The sequence below is a fragment of the Pseudomonas sp. NFX98 genome, from assembly GCF_047784845.1.
In the GTDB taxonomy this organism is placed as follows: Bacteria; Pseudomonadota; Gammaproteobacteria; order Pseudomonadales; family Pseudomonadaceae; genus Aquipseudomonas.
Genome location: NZ_JBLNNF010000001.1, coordinates 363,147 through 378,501, shown reverse-complemented (window position 1 = coordinate 378,501; position 15,355 = coordinate 363,147). Strand labels below are relative to the sequence as shown.

At 58.9% G+C, this 15,355-nt stretch carries 16 protein-coding genes; 7 read left to right on the top strand and 9 right to left on the bottom strand.

Annotated features, from left to right (window positions below):
* Nucleotides 1-29: 29 nt before the first annotated feature.
* The 3 genes from ACM110_RS01725 to ACM110_RS01715 form a co-directional block, all read right to left on the bottom strand.
* The gene (locus ACM110_RS01725) at nucleotides 30-785 is read right to left on the bottom strand and encodes a DeoR/GlpR family transcriptional regulator (RefSeq protein ID WP_007971301.1); all 756 of its coding nucleotides are present in this window, start codon (nucleotides 783-785) and stop codon (nucleotides 30-32) included.
* A 95-nt stretch (nucleotides 786-880) separates the two neighbouring features.
* Complete coding sequence (glpK, locus tag ACM110_RS01720) at nucleotides 881-2,386, bottom strand: glycerol kinase GlpK (protein ID WP_416126298.1); 1,506 nt, start codon at nucleotides 2,384-2,386, stop codon at nucleotides 881-883.
* Between the two features lie 75 nt (nucleotides 2,387-2,461).
* Nucleotides 2,462-3,313: an MIP/aquaporin family protein gene (locus tag ACM110_RS01715; RefSeq protein ID WP_416126297.1), complete on the bottom strand. Its 852-nt coding sequence runs from the start codon at nucleotides 3,311-3,313 to the stop codon at nucleotides 2,462-2,464.
* Nucleotides 3,314-3,651: 338 nt separating this feature from the next.
* Here ACM110_RS01715 and ybaK point away from each other — a divergent pair, with 338 nt between their 5' ends.
* Both ybaK and ACM110_RS01705 read left to right on the top strand, forming a co-directional pair.
* On the top strand, nucleotides 3,652-4,122 hold the full coding sequence (ybaK, locus tag ACM110_RS01710) for a Cys-tRNA(Pro) deacylase (protein WP_416126296.1): 471 nt from the start codon (nucleotides 3,652-3,654) through the stop codon (nucleotides 4,120-4,122).
* 20 nt (nucleotides 4,123-4,142) lie between these two features.
* Nucleotides 4,143-4,925, top strand: a complete 783-nt coding sequence (locus ACM110_RS01705) for a PhzF family phenazine biosynthesis protein (RefSeq protein WP_416126295.1) — start codon at nucleotides 4,143-4,145, stop codon at nucleotides 4,923-4,925.
* 87 nt (nucleotides 4,926-5,012) lie between these two features.
* Here the strand turns inward: ACM110_RS01705 and ACM110_RS01700 are convergent, their stop codons facing one another.
* Nucleotides 5,013-6,122 (bottom strand): ABC transporter ATP-binding protein, encoded by a 1,110-nt coding sequence (locus tag ACM110_RS01700; RefSeq protein WP_416126294.1) that lies wholly within the window; start codon nucleotides 6,120-6,122, stop codon nucleotides 5,013-5,015.
* Complete coding sequence (gene argF / locus ACM110_RS01695; protein WP_416126293.1) at nucleotides 6,119-7,039, bottom strand: ornithine carbamoyltransferase; 921 nt, start codon at nucleotides 7,037-7,039, stop codon at nucleotides 6,119-6,121. The genes ACM110_RS01700 and argF overlap by 4 nt, the downstream gene beginning before the upstream one ends.
* 406 nt (nucleotides 7,040-7,445) lie before the next feature.
* Here argF and ACM110_RS01690 point away from each other — a divergent pair, with 406 nt between their 5' ends.
* The 3 genes from ACM110_RS01690 (at nucleotide 7,446) to grxD (ending at nucleotide 10,416) form a co-directional block, all read left to right on the top strand.
* On the top strand, nucleotides 7,446-7,736 hold the full coding sequence (locus ACM110_RS01690; RefSeq protein ID WP_416126292.1) for a hypothetical protein: 291 nt from the start codon (nucleotides 7,446-7,448) through the stop codon (nucleotides 7,734-7,736).
* A gap of 135 nt (nucleotides 7,737-7,871) precedes the next feature.
* Entirely contained in the window at nucleotides 7,872-9,977 is a 2,106-nt protein-coding gene (locus ACM110_RS01685) for a molybdopterin oxidoreductase family protein (RefSeq protein ID WP_416126291.1), read from the top strand.
* A gap of 97 nt (nucleotides 9,978-10,074) precedes the next feature.
* Entirely contained in the window at nucleotides 10,075-10,416 is a 342-nt protein-coding gene (grxD, locus tag ACM110_RS01680; RefSeq protein WP_416126290.1) for a Grx4 family monothiol glutaredoxin, read from the top strand.
* A gap of 170 nt (nucleotides 10,417-10,586) precedes the next feature.
* Here grxD and bfr read toward each other — a convergent pair whose 3' ends face one another.
* Nucleotides 10,587-11,060: a bacterioferritin gene (gene bfr / locus ACM110_RS01675; RefSeq protein WP_416126289.1), complete on the bottom strand. Its 474-nt coding sequence runs from the start codon at nucleotides 11,058-11,060 to the stop codon at nucleotides 10,587-10,589.
* Between the two features lie 198 nt (nucleotides 11,061-11,258).
* Nucleotides 11,259-11,477, bottom strand: coding sequence for a bacterioferritin-associated ferredoxin (locus tag ACM110_RS01670; RefSeq protein ID WP_056853602.1), 219 nt, complete (start codon nucleotides 11,475-11,477; stop codon nucleotides 11,259-11,261).
* 303 nt (nucleotides 11,478-11,780) lie between these two features.
* Between ACM110_RS01670 and ACM110_RS01665 the strand changes: the two genes are divergently transcribed.
* Nucleotides 11,781-12,383, top strand: coding sequence for a peroxiredoxin (locus ACM110_RS01665; protein WP_008057532.1), 603 nt, complete (start codon nucleotides 11,781-11,783; stop codon nucleotides 12,381-12,383).
* A 70-nt stretch (nucleotides 12,384-12,453) separates the two neighbouring features.
* On the opposite strand, the gene rnt is transcribed toward ACM110_RS01665, so the two are convergent.
* Together rnt and pyrC are read right to left on the bottom strand one after the other, a co-directional pair.
* Complete coding sequence (rnt, locus tag ACM110_RS01660) at nucleotides 12,454-13,131, bottom strand: ribonuclease T (RefSeq protein WP_056853601.1); 678 nt, start codon at nucleotides 13,129-13,131, stop codon at nucleotides 12,454-12,456.
* On the bottom strand, nucleotides 13,128-14,174 hold the full coding sequence (pyrC, locus tag ACM110_RS01655) for a dihydroorotase (protein WP_338582782.1): 1,047 nt from the start codon (nucleotides 14,172-14,174) through the stop codon (nucleotides 13,128-13,130). Before pyrC ends, rnt begins: the two co-directional genes overlap by 4 nt.
* Nucleotides 14,175-14,333: 159 nt before the next feature.
* On the opposite strand from pyrC, the gene ACM110_RS01650 reads away from it, so the two are divergent.
* Entirely contained in the window at nucleotides 14,334-15,239 is a 906-nt protein-coding gene (locus ACM110_RS01650) for a flagellar protein MotY (RefSeq protein ID WP_416126288.1), read from the top strand.
* Nucleotides 15,240-15,355: the final 116 nt, after the last annotated feature.

Below are 15,355 nucleotides of genomic sequence, written 5' to 3'. Positions count from 1 at the left end.
TCGCCGGCAAGCCGTGCTCCTACAGGTTGTTAAACAACCTCCAACCGGACTTTGTGCTGGTTCAACAACTGCGCCAGCGCCGGGGATGGTTGCTGATCGGTGACCAGGCAATCGACCAGGCTGATCGGCCCCAGGCGAATCATGGCGTTGCGCCCGAATTTGCTGGAGTCGGCGGCGAGGATCACCTGTCGGGCGTTGGCGATGATCGCCTGGGACACCCGCACTTCCTGATAATCGAAATCCAGCAGGCTGCCGTCTTCATCAATGCCGCTGATGCCGACCAGAGCAAAATCGACCTTGAACTGGTTGATGAAATCGACGCTGGCCTGACCCACCACACCACCGTCGCGTCGCACATTGCCGCCGGTCAGCAGCACGTCGAAATCGTCCTTGGCGCTGAGCATCGAAGCCACGTGCAGGTTGTTGGTGATGATCTTCAGATGGCTGTGATTGAGCAGCGCGCGCGCGATGGATTCGGTGGTGGTGCCGATGTTGATGAACAGCGAGGCGTGATCGGGGATCTGCGCGGCAATGGCTTCGCCGATGCGCTGCTTCTCATCGCGCATCTGGTCGGCGCGCATGGCGTAGGCGGTGTTTTCAACACTGGAATCGTAAGCCGCGCCACCGTGATAGCGACGCAGTAAATTGGCTTCCGCGAGCTGATTGATATCGCGGCGGATGGTTTGCGGGGTAACAACGAACAGCGTGGCCATTTCCTCGATGCTGACATAGCCGCGTTCGCGGACAAGCTCGAGGATTTGCTGCTGACGGGGAGGCAGATTCATGGGGCGTCCTTTGGGCTGCCGTGCAAAATTTGCCCATGATGCCGCAGGAATCTGCTCCCTACCAGTTACAAGCTGATACCAATCCGCAAGCGGGCTTATTCAGCCTCGTCTTCAGACGCCCAATCGCGAGTGCGGCTGACGGCTTTTTTCCAGCCGGCGTAGAGTTTTTCCTTCGCGGCTTCGTCCAGTGTTGGTTCGAATTTGCGTTCGATGACCGCTTTGCCACGCAACTCTTCCAGGCTACCCCAGAAACCGCAGGCCAGACCCGCCAGGTAAGCCGCGCCCAGCGCCGTGGTTTCGCGCATTTGCGGACGCTCGACCTGGGTGCCGAGGATGTCGGCCTGGAACTGCATGAGGAAGTTGTTCGCCACCGCACCGCCATCCACGCGCAGGGCTTTGAGGCGCTCGCCGGCATCCTGTTGCATGGCGTCGAGCACGTCGCGGGTCTGGTAGGCGATCGACTCCAGCGCGGCGCGGATGATGTGGTCCACTCGAACACCGCGGGTCAGGCCGAACAATGCGCCACGGGCGTACGGGTCCCAATAGGGCGCGCCGAGGCCGGTGAAGGCGGGCACCAGGTACACGCCGTTGCTGTCCTTGACCTTGTTGGCGAAGTATTCTGTGTCGTGGGCGTCGTTGATGATCTTCAATTCGTCACGTAGCCATTGCACGGTGGAGCCACCGTTGAACACCGCGCCTTCCAGCGCATAGGCCACTTCGCCGCGTGGGCCGCAAGCGATGGTGGTGAGCATGCCGTGTTTGGATTTCACGGCTTTGTCGCCGGTGTTCATCAGCAGGAAGCAACCGGTGCCGTAGGTGTTTTTCGCCTGACCGGCTTCAACGCACATCTGACCGAACAACGCGGCTTGCTGGTCGCCAGCGATACCGCCGATGGCGATGCCGCTCTTGGTGCGGCCATAAATTTCCGACGACGATTTCACTTCCGGGAGCATTTCGCGGGGGATATCCAGCACCTCCAGCATCTTCGCGTCCCACTCCAGGGTGTGGATGTTGAAGAGCATCGTGCGCGAGGCGTTGGTGTAGTCGGTGACGTGCACCTTGCCGCCGGTAAATTTCCAGATCAGCCAGCTGTCGACGGTGCCGAACAGCAGTTCGCCGTTGCGCGCGCGTTCGCGGCTGCCTTCGACGTTGTCGAGAATCCACTTGAGCTTGGTGCCGGAGAAGTACGGGTCGGTGACCAGGCCTGTGGTGTCGCTGATGTATTGCTCGTGGCCATCGCGCTTGAGCTGTTGGCAGATCTCGGTGCTGCGGCGGCACTGCCAGACAATCGCGTTGTAGATCGGTCGACCGGTGTTCTTGTCCCAGACCACGGTGGTTTCACGCTGGTTGGTGATGCCGATGGCCGCGACCTGATCGTGATGCAGGCCGGCTTGCGCCAGGGCCTCGACCATCACCGCGCTCTGGGTGGCGAAGATTTCCATCGGGTCATGTTCAACCCAGCCTGCTTGCGGGTAATGCTGCGCGAACTCCCGTTGAGCGGTGCAGACCACGTTGGCGTCGCGGTCGAAAATGATCGCGCGGGAGCTGGTCGTACCCTGATCGAGGGCAATGATGTAGTTCTTATTCTGAGTGTCGGTCATGTCGATTGCCTTGGACGAAATAAGGGAGTGAGGTCTGGCGCGCGATCTTTTCGGCAGGATCATGCGCCAACGGTATCAAGAAATTCTCGGTTTGCCGTCAATGGCCGTTGTTGTGTCCTTTGTAGCAGGTACGGCATTTGGCAGATGGCGGGCGATGATTCCGCGGTAGGCCGCTGCACCGAGGCAGGCACCGACTATCGGTGCGAAAACCGGGATCAGGAAGTACGGAATATCGCGTGCGCCAGTGAGGGAAATCTCACCCCAGCCGGCGAAAAAGGTCATCAGCTTAGGGCCGAAGTCACGGGCAGGATTCATCGCGAAACCGGTCAGTGGCCCCATCGAACTGCCAATCACCGCAATCAGCAGGCCGATCAGGATCGGTGCCAGCGGGCCGTTGGGCAGGCCATTGTTGTCGTCGGTCAGCGACATGATCACGCCCATCAGGATGGCGGTGATGATGACTTCGACGAGGAATGCTTGTGCCGTGGACAGGCTCGGGTTGGGGAAAGTGGAGAATACCGACGCCAATTCCAGGCTGGCTTCGGTGCCGCGAATCATGTGGTGAGTTTGTTCGAAATCGAAGAACAGGTTGCTGTACAGCGAGTACACCAACAGAGCGCCGCAAAAGGCGCCGGCCACTTGGGCGAAAATGTAGAAGGGCAATTTGCGCTTTTCGAAGTCGGCAAAAATGCTCAACGCGATGCTCACGGCAGGGTTGAGATGAGCCCCGGAAACACCTGCGGTCAGGTAGATCGCCATGCTCACGCCGACGCCCCAGATGATGCTGATTTCCCACAAGCCAAAGCTGGCACCCGCGACCTTGAGCGCGGCAACGCAACCTGTACCAAAAAAGATCAGAAGTGCAGTACCCAGAAACTCGGCCAAGCATTGGCTCGAGAGCGACGGTTGTTGTAAAGCAGTTGTCATTGAAACCTCATTTTTTTCTTGTCTGGCGCTTTCAGTCCATTGTGGTCAAAGCGCGTTTTTCACCGAGGCAGGATCCCCATCCTGTTCCCGGTTTACAGCAGGGCACTGCGGTAAGACTTTTCGTACAGTTTCAGAAACGAAAAAATATAGACAAGAAACACGGCTGTCAAAGGTCGAAAGTGAACCATTGGTCACAAACAAACTATTAGTCCGGTGAATGATCGTGACTGGCGACGGTGGGTGGCACCTTCAAACGGCGCCGGAATAGAGCCTTTTGCGAATCAATGTCCTAGAATTCGGCGCAGGATTTTTCTACTGCCGCCAAGTCTGGAGCTGTCATGACACCCGCATTGGATTTGCTGAAAAAGGTTCGGGCCGAACACCGTGTGCACAGTTATGAACACGACCCGAAGGCTGCGTCCTATGGGTTGGAAGCGGCGGAAAAACTCGGACTGGACCCGGCGCAAGTGTTCAAGACCTTGTTGGCGGCCAGTGAAAAAGGTGAATTGCTGGTGGCGGTGGTACCGGTTGGCGGGACTCTGGATCTGAAAGCACTGGCCCATGCGGCCGGGGTGAAGAAAGTCGAAATGGCCGACCCGGCGGCGGCCCAGCGTTCCACCGGTTATCTGTTGGGTGGCATCAGTCCGTTGGGGCAAAAGAAGCGCTTGCGCACGTTTATCGACAGTTCGGCCCAGCCCTTCGCGAGCATTCATGTCAGCGCGGGGCGTCGTGGCCTGGAAGTCGAACTGGCGCCCGCCGTGCTGGCTGAACATACCCAGGCAACGTTCGCCGATATCGGCCGCGCTTGAGCTTATAAAGGAGAAGTCTCATGCAGCTTGAGTTTCATCAGGTCGATGCGTTCAGTGATCGGCCCTTCAGCGGCAACCCGGCGATGGTTTATCGACTGGATGCATGGCTCGCCGATGAGTTGATGCAAAAGATCGCCGCGGAACACAACCTCGCCGAAACCGCATTTGTGGTGCGAGAAGGGCAGGGCTGGCACATCCGCTGGTTCACCCCGACCACCGAGGTGCCATTGTGTGGTCACGCGACGCTGGCCAGCGCTTACGTTTTGTTCGAAATCTACAAGGAGCCCGTTGAGCGCCTGGACTTTACCTGCAAGTCCGGCCCGCTGAGCGTGAGTCGTGAGGGTGGGCGTTTGTGGCTGGATTTCCCGTCGATCATCCCTTCGGAAGTGGGCGTGACCCTGGACGTCGAGCGTGCACTCGGGGTGGAAGCGGTCGATGTGCTGGGTTCGAACGAGTTGTTCGTGGTGCTGGAGTCCGAGCAGGCCGTGCTCGACTGCAAACCGGACATGGTCGCACTGGCGAAACTGCCATGGCTGGGCGCCATCGTGACCGCGCGGGGCAATAAACACGATTTCGTCTCGCGCTATTTCGCACCGGCGATTGGCATCAATGAAGACCCGGTGACCGGATCGACCCATTGCAGTCTGATTCCGTATTGGTCCGGACGTCTGGGCAAGTCGAGTCTGACGGCTTATCAGTGTTCTGCGCGGGGTGGAGAATTGTTCTGCCGGCTGGAAGGGGATCGGGTGAAGATAGGCGGGAATGCGACGCTGGTGGCCAGCGGCACGCTGATGTTGGGCTGAAAGCAAAAGATCGCAGCCTTCGGCAGCTCCTACTTGGTTCGTGTACACCTGTAGGAGCTGCCGAAGGCTGCGATCTTTTGATCCGTGTCAGTGAGCGGTGCTGTACCGCCGAACACCCGATTCAACCACCGGGATCTGCGCCGCCGTGCTGCCGGATGCCTGGAACAACACCAGGTGCTCCGCCGCAACACGAATGCCAACTTCGGCGCCGATCTGATGATCGACGTGGCTCGGGAAGATCGATTCCAGCTGTGCACCGGTCGGCAGTTGCAGGCGATACAGCGTCGACGCGCCTTGGAACGACTTGCCGACGATCCGCGCTTTTAACGCGCTGTCTGGCGCATAAACGATATCGTCCGGACGCAGCAGCACATCCACTGCACCACCGACCGGCCAGGTGTAGGCGCGGTTGCCGCGCAACTCGCCCAACTCGGTCTGCACCGACTCCGGGCTGCTCAACTGGCCACGAATGAAGTACCCCTGGCCGATGAAGCTGGCCACGTACGGCGTCAGCGGTTCGTGATAGAGGTTGTAGGGCGTATCCCACTGTTCCAGCCGGCCTTCCTTGAACACGCCGACGTGATCGCTGACGGCGAAGGCTTCCTCCTGATCGTGGGTTACCAGAATCGCGCTGGTGCCGCGAGCCTTGAGAATGTCGCGCACCTCATGGCTGAGCTTGCGGCGCAACTCGCCATCGAGGTTGGAGAACGGTTCGTCGAGCAGCAGCAATTGCGGCTCCGGCGCCAAGGCGCGGGCCAGGGCAACACGCTGCTGTTGACCGCCGGAAAGCTCATGAGGGAAGCGCTTGCCGAGGCCTTTGAGGTTGACCAGCTCCAGCAACTCTTCGGACACGCGATCCTTTTGCGGATGCTTGCGAATGCCGAAGGCGATGTTGTCGGCCACGCTCAAGTGCGGAAACAGCGCGTAGTCCTGGAACACCATGCCGATGCGACGTTTCTCCGGCGCGAGGGTGAAACCGGCGCTGGAGATGGTCTCGCCGGCCAACTGGATATCACCTTCGTGCACCGGTTCGAAACCGGCAATGGCGCGCAGGGTGGTGGTCTTGCCGCAACCGGAGGAACCGAGCAGGCAACCGATGTCGCCCGCGTTCAAATGCAGGTTGAGGTTCTGCACCACGCGCTGGTCTTGATAGCCGCAGGCGAGGTTGCGCAGGTTTAGCAGTAATGGCTGGCTCATGCGTGGTGATACGCCGGCTCGACGAGAAACTCGAGCAGGGCCTTTTGTGCGTGAAGACGGTTTTCAGCTTGATCCCAGGCTACCGAGCGCGAGTCGTCAAGCAGGTCGACGCTGATCTCTTCGCCGCGGTGGGCCGGCAGGCAATGCATGAACAGCACGTCGCTGGCGGCCAGATCGAGCAGTGCGCGATTGACCTGATACGGGGCGAACAACTTCAAGCGCTTGACGGTTTCCTCTTCCTGGCCCATGGAGGTCCAGACGTCGGTGCTCACCAGATGGGCGCCGCGCACGGCATCCTTCGGATCGCGGACGATGGTGACGCGGTCCCCGGCCTTGGCCACGAATTCCGGATTCGGCTCGTAACCTTCCGGGCAGGCGATGCGCAACTGGAAGTCGAACTGGATCGCCGCTTCTATATAGCTGTTGCACATGTTGTTGCCGTCGCCGATCCAGGCCACGGTCTTGCCCTGGATGGAGCCGCGGTGCTCGAGGAAGGTTTGCATGTCGGCCAGCAACTGGCATGGATGCAGATCATCGGACAGGCCGTTGATTACCGGCACGCGCGAGTTGGCGGCAAATTCGGTCAAATTGCTGTGGGCAAAGGTTCGGATCATCACCGCGTCGAGCATGCTCGACATGACAATCGCGCAGTCGCCGATCGGCTCGCCACGGCCCAGTTGGGTATCACGCGGCGACAGGAAAATAGCCTGGCCGCCGAGCTGGATCATGCCGGCTTCGAAGGAAATGCGGGTGCGGGTCGAGGACTTCTCGAAGATCATCCCGAGCACGCGGTTTTTCAGGGGCTCGAACAGTACGCCGCGGTTACGCAGGTCTTTGAGCTCAACGCCTCGACGGATCACGCTGACCAGCTCTTCGGGCGTGCAATCCATCAGGGAGAGAAAGTGCCTTGCGCTCATCATTGACTACCTTTTTGCTACAAACCGCAGATGCTCAAAGCCTTGTTTAACGGAACAACGGGCGAGACCTGCGGCGTAAGCCGCACGGGGCGACGAAATAGGGGAAGGCGCGATCTTATAATTAAATGTCGCGTCTTACCAATAGGGCTACGGTTTTTAGGGGATTTCAGAGGGGCTACGGGATAACCGCAGTAGCGCTTTTGAAGCCTGTTTCCTGACAGCAGCCAGGCATTTGTACACCGCGCCTGCTCAGCTTGGCAATCAGGCGGTGCGGCGGCGGTGCGCTGATGGTCGGTTTCCGACTGGTTGTTCTCGGGCCTCACGCGCGCGCGTCTGGTCCGAAACATTTGCTAATGCAAAGTGCTGGGTTATAAATAAATCACCAGCGACGCAGGAAGCCACCGCGATGGAATCGAAAGAACAACAGCTAATGGAATTGCTCGGCCTCACGGCCCGCTCCCTGACTCACTTGACCGCCTCCATGACGTCGATGTCCTTCGAATTGCTGCGCAGCAGCGACCCGGTGACCCGGGACGCCGGTCGCCGCATGATCGACCGCATGGCCACCATCAGCACCGGGCTCGATGAGCATTGGCGGTTGATCGGCGAACTGACCGGCGTGCATGTCGCCCACGAGCAGATCGAAACCATCCAGGAAATCCAGTTGCAGGCGCCGCCCAGGCTTCCGGCGAGCTGATCGACGCGGCTAAATCGGCTGGCCTGATGGTCATCGATTCACAAGACGAACGTCGCTGGCGCGGTGGCCGGGCTGGCGCCATAGTTTTGTTCCCGCGGTCGCTATTGCCCGCCCAGAACAAAACAGAGACTGGCCATGACCAAGACTCTCCATCACCGTGCGTGCCACCTGTGTGAAGCCATCTGCGGCCTGACCATCGAAACCACCGAACTCGAAGGCAGCGTGCAGATCACTTCGATCAAGGGCGACCCTCTGGACACATTCAGTCGCGGGCACATCTGCCCGAAGGCTGTCGCCCTGCAAGACATCCAGAACGATCCGGATCGCCTGCATCAGCCGATGCGCCGCGTTGGCAGCGAGTGGCAACTCATCGACTGGGAAGACGCCTTCAACCTTGTCGCCGAACGCTTGGCGGCGATCCAGGAACGTCACGGGCAAAATTCGGTTGCGGTTTATCAAGGCAACCCCAGCGTGCACAACTATGGGTTGATGACCCACAGCAATTACTTTCTCGGCCTGCTGAAAACCCGCAACCGGTTTTCCGCGACCTCGGTCGACCAATTGCCCCATCACCTGACCAGTCATTTGATGTACGGCCACGGTTTGCTGCTGCCGATCCCGGACATCGATCACACCGACTTCATGCTGATCCTCGGCGGCAACCCGCTCGCGTCCAACGGCAGCATCATGACCGTGCCAGACGTGGAAAAGCGCTTGAAAGCCATTCAGGCTCGCGGCGGTAAAGTGGTGGTGGTCGACCCGCGTCGCAGCGAAACGGCGGCGATTGCCGATCAGCACCTGTTCGTGCGTCCCGGTGGCGATGCAGCATTGTTGTTTGGGCTGCTCAATACGTTGTTCGCTGAAGGCCTGACCCGCGACAGTCATTTGCCGGTGGAGGGGCTGGATGAAGTGCGCGAGGCCATCACCGGTTTCACCGCCGAAACCATGAGCCCGCTATGCGCGGTGCCGGTCGAACAGATCCGTCAACTGGCGCGGGATTTCGCCGCCGCACCAAGCGCGGTTTGCTACGGCCGCATGGGCGTCTCGACCCAGGCGTTCGGCACGTTGTGCCATTGGCTGGTGCAATTGATCAACCTGGTGACCGGCAACCTCGACCGCGAGGGCGGCGCGTTGTGCACCGAACCGGCGGTGGACCTGGTGGCCTCGACGTCGGGCGGGCATTTCAATCTGTGGCAGAGCCGTGTCTCCGGACGCCCGGAATATGCCGGTGAGTTGCCGGTGTCGGCGCTGGCCGAAGAAATGTTGACCGAAGGGGAGGGGCAGGTTCGTGCGTTGATCACAGTAGCCGGCAACCCGGTGCTGTCCACACCGAACGGGCGTCAACTGGAGCAAGCGCTGGACGGTCTGGAGTTCATGGTCAGTGTCGACTTGTACATCAACGAGACCACGCGATACGCCGACCTGATCCTGCCGTCCACCTCGGCGCTGGAAAACGATCACTACGACACCACGTTCAACATGTTTGCGGTGCGCAACGTCAGCCGTTTCAACCGCGCGATTCTCGCCAAGCCCGAGGGAGCATTGCACGACTGGGAGATTTTCGTCGGGCTGGCCAAGGCGTTTGCGGCGAAAACCGGCAAGGAGCTGAAACCGACCATTGCTCCGGCGCAGATGATCGATCGCGGCTTGCGCATGGGGTTGTATGGCGATGCTTCCGAGCACCAATTGTCATTGGCGACTTTGTTCGATCATCCTCATGGGGTTGATCTGGGGGCGTTGAAACCTAATCTGGCGCCACGCCTGAAAACCGCCAACCAGCGAGTTCAGGCCGCGCCTGCCGCGATCCTTGCCGACCTGGCGCGCTTCGCGGCATTGCAGGCCCCGGCCGATGATGAGCTGCTGATGATTGGCCGCCGTCATGTACGCAGCAACAATTCATGGATGCATAACTACCATCGTCTGGTGAAGGGCAAGCCGCGCCATCAGTTGTTGATGAACCCGGAGGATCTGGCCAGTCGTGGCTTGAGCGACGGTCAGCGTGTGCAAGTCAGGTCGCGGGTTGGCGTCATCGAAGTGGAAGTACTCGGCAGCCCGGATATGATGAAAGGAGTGGTCAGCCTTCCGCACGGTTGGGGCCATGCACGCCCCGGTGTGCAAATGACGATTGCCAGTGGCCAACCGGGTTCCAGCGCCAATGACCTGACCGACGAGTGTCAGCTCGACGAATTGTCGGGAAATGCGGCGTTGAACGGCGTGCCAGTGACCGTGGCAGCGGCTTGATTACATCTGACGGAGAGACCGAGCATGGCGCTCGGCTTTCCGTTACAATGCGCCACCGTGCCGACCCATGAGTCGGAAAGTTCAGCCGAGGTGCTCCATGGATATCATCGAAACGATTAAAGAGCAGATTGCCAACAACACCATTCTGCTTTACATGAAAGGCTCGCCGAATGCCCCGCAGTGTGGCTTCTCCGCTAAAGCCGCGCAGGCCGTGATGGCATGTGGTGAAAAGTTTGCGTACGTGGACATCCTGCAGAACCCGGAAATCCGCGCCAACCTGCCAAAATACGCCAACTGGCCAACCTTCCCGCAACTGTGGGTTGGTGGTGAACTGGTTGGCGGTAGCGACATCATGACCGAGATGGCTGCAGACGGTTCGCTGCAAACCACCATCAAGGCTGCTGTCGAAGCCGCTGTTGCCAACAAGACTGAAGCTTAAATCGATTGGCTCCTTGTAGGAGCTGTCGAGTGAAACGAGGCTGCGATCCTTGATCTCCAGCCATTAAAAAGCCCCGCCCCTCTTTCGAGGTGGCGGGGCTTTTTATTTGCTCAACAAGTTACTGGAGTGGCGCGCTGCAAAGATCGCAGCCTCGTTTCACTCGACAGCTCCTACTCTTCACCCATCTGCGATTGCAGATAGTTCTCGATACCAATCTTGTCGATCAGGCCAAGTTGGGTTTCCAGCCAGTCGATATGTTCTTCTTCGGACTCGAGGATGTCTTCAAGCAGTTCACGGCTACCGAAGTCGCCGACTTTTTCGCAATGAGCGATCGCTACCTTCAGATCGGCGTGGCCGGTCTTCTCGATACGCAGGTCACACTCGATCATTTCCTTGGTGTGCTCGCCGATGTGCAGCTTGCCCAGGTCCTGGACGTTCGGCAGGCCTTCAAGGAACAGGATGCGCTTGATCAGCTTGTCCGCGTGTTTCATCTCGTCGATGGATTCGTGGTACTCGTGCTTGCCCAGCTTGTTCAGACCCCAATCTTCATACATCCGCGCATGCAGAAAGTATTGGTTGATCGCGACCAGCTCATTGGCAAGGATCTTGTTGAGATGCTGGATGACTGTAATGTCGCCTTTCATGATGGGGTCCTGCCCTGTATTAGCTGTCTATAAGGCAGAGTTTGAGCCGAGCAACTAAGAGTGTCAAACCTAAGTTATTGAATAATATATGAAAATTAATCGGAATAAGAATGTTTGTGTTCCGCGTCTAGAGCATAACTAGTTGATTTTCAGGCATAAAAAAACCGGACATGAGTCCGGTTCTTTGAAATTCGGTATTTATGCAGCCGTAAATTCTGCTGGAAAGGGAATCGCGGCCTGGGCTGTCTGCAGTTCCATCAGGGTTTCGCGAACCACTTCCTTGGCAAGACAGGCACATTTGCCACATTGACTGGCAACGCCGGTGGCCAAACGGACTTCTTTATAGCTGCAGCATCCTTCATAGATCGCATCGCGGATTTTACCGTCGGTGACGCCAGTGCAGAGGCAAACATACATAAGGGAAGACCGTCGCTTGTTTATGTCTCGAATGCGATGGATCTTAATGTTAACGAGAATGATTGTCAAAGTGCTTTGCGGGCACTTTTTGCCAAGGCTGACGAACGGTTTTCCTTCAGCGGCGCAGGAGCGTTTTTGCCGTGGTGATTTTGCGTCTGCGGGAAAAACCGTTGAGGACAGGTCAAACACGCAGTGTATGATGGCCGGTCTTTTCGAAACGGGTTCGTGTCACAGGGCTGTCGTCTATGGATGGCAGGCTGATGCGAACCATGTTTTTCACGCTTCTACACCAGGAGATATCCAATGAGCGTACTCGTAGGCAAACAAGCCCCTGACTTCACCGTACCGGCCGTACTCGGCAATGGCGAAATCGTAGACAGCTTCACCCTGTCGTCGGCCATCAAAGGCAAATACGGCCTGGTGTTCTTCTACCCACTGGACTTCACCTTCGTTTGCCCGTCGGAGCTGATCGCTCTGGACAACCGCATGTCCGAGTTCAAGGCACGCAACGTTGAAGTGGTCGCAGTGTCGATCGACTCGCACTTCACCCACAACGCCTGGCGCAACACCCCGGTAAACGATGGTGGTATCGGCGCAGTTCGTTACACCATGGCTGCCGACATCAAGCAGGAAATCATGAAGGCCTACGACGTTCAGTCCGCTGACGGCGTTGCATTCCGTGGCGCGTTCCTGATCGACGACAAAGGCGTTGTCCGTTCGCAGATCATCAACGACCTGCCGCTGGGCCGTAACATGGAAGAGCTGCTGCGTCTGGTTGACGCTCTGCAATTCCACGAAGAGCACGGCGAAGTCTGCCCTGCCAACTGGAAGAAAGGCGACAAAGGCATGAACGCTTCGCCAGAAGGCGTTGCGGCTTACCTGACCGAGCACGCTGCCGCACTGTAAGGCACGCTCCAGGTACAAAAAAACCGGCCATCGAGGCCGGTTTTTTTATGGTCGGGATTTAACTGACCTGTCAGTCGTCGAAATCTTCCCAGCCACCCATCTGTTTCCAGCGATTGACGATGCCGCAGAACAGCTCGGCGGTCTTCTCGGTGTCATAGCGAGCCGAGTGAGCCTCGCGACCGTCGAAGTCGATGTCCGCTGCCTGGCAGGCTTTGGCGAGTACGGTTTGACCGTAGGCCAGGCCGGCGAGGGTCGCGGTGTCGAAACTTGAGAATGGATGGAACGGGTTGCGCTTCATGTCCAGACGCGCAACCGCTGCGTTGAGGAAGCCCAGGTCAAAACTGCTGTTGTGCCCGACCAGAATCGCCCGCTTGCAGCCGTTGGCCTTCAGCGCCTTGCGCACGCCGCGGAAGATATCGTTCAGGGCCGTCTCTTCACTCACTGCCATGCGCAGTGGGTGATCGAGCTTGATCCCGGTGAACTCCAGGGCTGCCGCTTCGACGTTCGCGCCTTCGAAAGGCTCGACGCGGAAGAAGTAGGTGTGATCCGGGTAAACGAAACCCTTTTCATCCATGGCGATGGTGGTCGCGGCGATTTCCAGCAGGGCATCGGTGGCCGAGTTGAAGCCACCGGTTTCTACGTCGACGACAACGGGCAGGTAGCCACGAAACCGTGCGGCCATCGGGTGACGGGAACCGCCGCCACCGCCTTGACCTTCCTGTTCGTCGTCGAAATGGTCTTCACTCACGCGTGTTCCTCCAGCAGGCGCCAGCGCAGTTTTTCACCGGCGCGCAGCGGGATAACGGTCAGCTCGCCAAACGGCAGGCTGGTCGGGGCGGTCCATTCTTCGCGAACCAGGGTAATGCGATCGGTGTTCGCCGGCAGGCCATAGAAACGCGGGCCGTTGAGGCTGGCGAAGGCTTCGAGCTTGTCCAGCGCGTTGCGCTGTTCAAAGGCTTCGGCGTACATCTCGATCGCCGCGTAAGCGGTGTAGCAACCGGCGCAACCGCAGGCGGCTTCCTTGGCATGCTGGGCGTGGGGCGCCGAGTCGGTGCCGAGGAAGAACTTTTCGCTGCCGCTGGTGGCGGCGTCGAGCAGGGCTTCCTGGTGCGTATTGCGCTTGAGGATCGGCAGGCAGTAGAAGTGCGGCCGAATCCCGCCTACCAGCATGTGGTTGCGGTTGTACAAAAGGTGATGCGCGGTGATGGTTGCGCCAACGTTGGCCGGGGCCGAGTTGACGAACTGCACGGCGTCGCCGGTGGTGATGTGTTCAAACACCACTTTGAGCGTAGGGAAGCGCTCGACCACACGACGCATGTGCTCATCGATGAAGATTTTTTCGCGGTCGAACACGTCGACATCGCCGCGGGTGACTTCACCGTGGATCAACAAAGGCATCCCGACTTCGGCCATGGCCTCGATCGCCGGGAAAATCTTGTCGATGCTGGTGACGCCAGAGTCCGAGTTGGTGGTCGCACCGGCCGGGTACAGCTTGGCGGCGTGCACGAAGCCGCTGGCCTTGGCCTCGCGGATTTCTTCAGGCTGGGTGCGGTCGGTGAGGTACAGCACCATCAGCGGTTCGAACGAACTGCCGGCCGGGCGGGCAGCGAGGATCCGCTGGCGGTAGCCGTCGGCCTCAGCGGCATTGCGGACCGGAGGTACCAGGTTGGGCATGATGATCGCGCGACCAAAGGTGCGCGCGACATCTGCGACGGTATTGGTCAACACAGCACCATCGCGAAGATGAATGTGCCAGTCGTCGGGACGCAGCAGGGTCAGGCGGTCGGACATGAGGGGATTCCAGGCGGGTCAAACTGAGGGGAATGCTACCGGAAAAGACTCTTGCAGGCACTCGCTATCAAGTTTTGCCGCAAGCTTCCGATATCCAACAGGTATGCCGTAAACATCTGTGTGTCGGTCTTTTTGTTGTCGAAGCCAGTGGAGCCTCCCGTGCGCCAGCGTTATTTAGCCTTGCTCAGTGTGTTTGCCAGCCTTCCTGCGATGGCGCTCACTTTCCAGACTCGTCTGGAGAGCATTGAGTGGACGGTCGAAGGTGACAAGTTCGAGTGCCGCCTGACTCAGCCGATCACCGATTTCGGTTCGGGCCAGTTCGTGCGTCGCGCGGGCGAGCAGGCGACGTTTCGTCTGAATGCCTACAACGCAATGATGGGCGGTGGCTCGGCTACCCTGTTGGCGGCCGCTGCGCCGTGGCAGCCGGGGCGTGGCGACATCAATCTGGGCACGGTGAGAATCGGCAGCGGTAATGTCCTGTTCAACAGTTCTCAGGTCCAGGCCGGGCGTTTGATCAGTGGCCTGATGGACGGGCGCAGTCCCGTGGTCCGGCATGCCTCGGGCGATGGCCGGGTATCGGAAGTGCGCTTGTTGCCGGTCAAGTTCAACAAGGCTTTTGCTGATTATCAGGGCTGCGTGGCCAAGCTGTTGCCGCAGAACTTCGATCAGGTGAAGCAATCCGAAGTCGGTTTTCCCGGCGGTGGTATCGATCTGGACGCAGCCGCGAAAGCCAAGTTGCAGGTAATGCTGGAGTTCATGAAGGCCGATCCGACGGTCAATCACATCGAACTCGACGGCCATTCCGACAACAGCGGCAATCGCCTGACCAATCGTGACCTGTCGCGACGCCGGGCATTGGCGGTGATGGAGTTCTTCAAGGCCAACGGCATCCTCGAATCGCAAATCACCATGCGTTTTCACGGTGAGCGTTACCCGCTGGCGCCGAATTCCAGCAACGCCAACCGCTCGAAAAACCGCCGGGTAGCGATACGTCTGGAGCGAGGCGCGCCACCAGAACAAGTGGCCCCTCAAGCAACGAAACCCGCCACGTCAGCAACTTCCTGACTCATCGGTCATCGTCGCGCTCTCGACATAATCTGTCGCTTCGTCGTCATAAGCTGTCGCGCCACTGTAAATTATTCTGTATGAGCGGTAGACTTCCCGGCTTTCCGTAGAACCCC

Coding starts and splice junctions, on each gene's coding strand:
- ACM110_RS01725 (WP_007971301.1), bottom strand. CDS start 785: ATGAATCTGCCTCCCCGTCAGCAGCAAATCCTCGAGCTTGTCCGCGAA.
- glpK (WP_416126298.1), bottom strand. CDS start 2,386: ATGACCGACACTCAGAATAAGAACTACATCATTGCCCTCGATCAGGGT.
- ACM110_RS01715 (WP_416126297.1), bottom strand. CDS start 3,313: ATGACAACTGCTTTACAACAACCGTCGCTCTCGAGCCAATGCTTGGCC.
- ybaK (WP_416126296.1), top strand. CDS start 3,652: ATGACACCCGCATTGGATTTGCTGAAAAAGGTTCGGGCCGAACACCGT.
- ACM110_RS01705 (WP_416126295.1), top strand. CDS start 4,143: ATGCAGCTTGAGTTTCATCAGGTCGATGCGTTCAGTGATCGGCCCTTC.
- ACM110_RS01700 (WP_416126294.1), bottom strand. CDS start 6,122: ATGAGCCAGCCATTACTGCTAAACCTGCGCAACCTCGCCTGCGGCTAT.
- argF (WP_416126293.1), bottom strand. CDS start 7,039: ATGAGCGCAAGGCACTTTCTCTCCCTGATGGATTGCACGCCCGAAGAG.
- ACM110_RS01690 (WP_416126292.1), top strand. CDS start 7,446: ATGGAATCGAAAGAACAACAGCTAATGGAATTGCTCGGCCTCACGGCC.
- ACM110_RS01685 (WP_416126291.1), top strand. CDS start 7,872: ATGACCAAGACTCTCCATCACCGTGCGTGCCACCTGTGTGAAGCCATC.
- grxD (WP_416126290.1), top strand. CDS start 10,075: ATGGATATCATCGAAACGATTAAAGAGCAGATTGCCAACAACACCATT.
- bfr (WP_416126289.1), bottom strand. CDS start 11,060: ATGAAAGGCGACATTACAGTCATCCAGCATCTCAACAAGATCCTTGCC.
- ACM110_RS01670 (WP_056853602.1), bottom strand. CDS start 11,477: ATGTATGTTTGCCTCTGCACTGGCGTCACCGACGGTAAAATCCGCGAT.
- ACM110_RS01665 (WP_008057532.1), top strand. CDS start 11,781: ATGAGCGTACTCGTAGGCAAACAAGCCCCTGACTTCACCGTACCGGCC.
- pyrC (WP_338582782.1), bottom strand. CDS start 14,174: ATGTCCGACCGCCTGACCCTGCTGCGTCCCGACGACTGGCACATTCAT.